This window comes from Aquifex pyrophilus, from assembly GCF_054656935.1.
Genome location: NZ_BAAHXJ010000010.1, coordinates 1 through 1,597, shown reverse-complemented (window position 1 = coordinate 1,597; position 1,597 = coordinate 1). Strand labels below are relative to the sequence as shown.

Below are 1,597 nucleotides of genomic sequence, written 5' to 3'. Positions count from 1 at the left end.
TCAAAGGAGCTAAGGAATACAAGAACCTCTGGAACAATCTACTTAAAGACTCTCTCAAGGAAAAACAAGATTGGGAAAACACCAAGGAGCTTCTTACCACCTTCTCCGTTTCCAACGTTTTCCACGTTTTTGACCTTCACAAGGTAAAGGAAGAAAACGGGAAGAAGAGGAGCATCCCCTTAAAGAGAGTAATCGCACAATCGGGAAGGACCGTAAACAAGATATTCAGGGAAGCACTGAGAAAGGGATATGCGGTTCTTTATAGAGGAATGTTCTACATAGGGGAGGAAGTCCTTAAGGAATACAGGAAACGCTACAAGGAAATAAAGAGAGAACCTTACGTTAGCTTTACAGTTTTTGACCTTGCGAAACTCACGAAGATAGGGGACTCAATCCTGATAGACCTTGACGACCTTGAACAGGAGAAAGTAAAGAAACTCGTCAAGTATCTCCACCGCTTGGGAATATATCCCGAAGTATGGAAGTCAGCATCCGGGAAGGGATACCACCTGTATGTTCACCTCGTCTGGAGGATAGAGGTAAGGAGAAAGAAAACGGTAAAGAACGGAGAGGTAGTTTCACTTGGAGAAGAGAAGATATACGAGCTACCTTATGCGTCGGACTGGAGGATAGGAGCTGTAATAGAAGCTCTGAAGCTCGTTTGTGGAAAGCTGGGGATAAAGTATGACTTCATATCTGCGGAGAGACCGGTCTGGTTTGAAGGACTTCCCAATCCCTTAAAGGACTGGAAGTATTCCGAGAAGGTTCTTGATGGAGCAATCCACCGACTTGACAAGCTTTACGAGAAGGTAAGACCACTCTTAGAGCGTGAAGAAAGGAAAAGAGTCGTAGAGAAGTTCAGGAGAGAATACGTAGAGGGAAGGAAGAGACAGAAGGTGGAAGGTAGCGGAGCTATAAGGATAGAGGGAGCTGAATGTTCTAATCCGGTGGACTACATACAAAAGAACCTCAAGAACGGAGCTATAACGAAGCTACTGAATGCAGGATACGACTTAGACGAAGTATATGAGATACTTGCAAGCAACTACGAAGGAGACCAGAAAGCTTTAGAAAGAGCTTGGAGGAGTGCAAGCAACTTCATTTCCGAGACCTACGAAGAACCGAGGAAGAAAGCAAGGAGAGGAAACAAGGAAAGGAAACACAAGCACTACTGGGAGTATGTGGACCAGATAAGAGCTTGCTTGAAGGAAGGGATAACGACCATAAACGGGATAGCGAAAGCGGTAAAGATACCTAAGTCAACGCTCTCTAAGATATTCAAGCTCGTTAGCAGGGAGCAAATACTTGAAAATCCGAAGGAAGTCAAGGAGTATCTGAAGAGCATTCAGAAGGGAGGAGTGAGGACGACGAAGGAAAAGCTAAGGGAAGGAGGGAAGAAGAGCTTTGAGAAGTATCTTGAGAGGGAGCTAAAGAAGGTAGAGGAAAGGTTCAAGAAGAAGGAAAGAAAGGAAGGGAGGAAACCAAGGAAGACGGAAGTGCTAAGGAATTACTTCGTGAAGCTTGACACAAGCTCTCTCCCGTCTTGGGCTTGGAATGTTCACAAAGTTGTTCAAAAAGAGGGGTGTTCACATAGAGC

Annotated in this window: 1 protein-coding gene; it reads left to right on the top strand. The window is 44.8% G+C overall.

Annotation, left to right across the window (positions count from 1 at the left end; all coding sequences use genetic code 11):
- The coding region (locus tag ACYQZ0_RS07115) for a hypothetical protein (protein WP_459775906.1) at positions 1 to 1,597 on the top strand (1,597 nt) is incomplete at both ends.